Genomic DNA, 697 nt, shown 5'->3' with positions numbered 1-697 from the left:
AGGACAAGAGGGAACGTTCATTCGTCTCGAAGACGTCCCAAAAGGCGAGAAGGAGCAGTCGTTCCTCCACGCGTCCTTTGTCGACGAGAATGAGAATGGAATCCAGCGACGATACCAGCGCAATATATCTGAGTTCGACTTAGTCCCCGGAACGCCGCTATCCTACTGGGTCCCCAAAGAGCTTCGCTCCTTATACAACTCTGAGGTAGTATTAGATGCGAATAATGCAGGTCTGGATGAAGAGAGTCTAGGATCCATTAAAGTAGGTGTCCAAACAGGTGATGATGATCGCTTCACACGAACATTTTGGGAACGCACTGGAGAGGGATGGTTCCCCCTATCCAAGGGTGGAATGGATTCTTGGTTACTTCCCCGGATAAAGAAAACAGTATTATGGGACGAAGGAGGGGAAGAAATTAGACGGTATTATGGATCACGTCCTCAGAATTCGCAGTTCTACTTCGATGAAGGAATCACGTTCAATCGGGTGAAGGAGAGTGGTCAGCGGTTTGGATACTTGCCATCGAACTCGGTCTTTGGCGATAAGGGACCGACTGTATTCCCTGAGCATGACTTGTGGCCTCTGCTATCATACACTAACAGCCGTCTATTCACCTACCTAATGCTAGCTCAGACAACTGAGAGAATGTGGGAAGTCGGCCAGGTTTCCAAACTCCCATGGCGTGAAGAGCTTGAG

Annotated in this window: 1 pseudogene; it reads left to right on the top strand. The window is 49.1% G+C overall.

Annotation, left to right across the window (positions count from 1 at the left end):
• Window positions 1-697 (top strand): annotated as a pseudogene (locus tag EXE45_RS21420) (SAM-dependent methyltransferase); the annotation flags it as partial.

Source organism: Halorubrum sp. SP9, from assembly GCF_005435015.1.
In the GTDB taxonomy this organism is placed as follows: Archaea; Halobacteriota; Halobacteria; order Halobacteriales; family Haloferacaceae; genus Halorubrum; species Halorubrum sodomense.
Note: the sequence above shows the minus strand (reverse complement) of the source record. Positions and strands in the feature narration are given on the sequence as shown.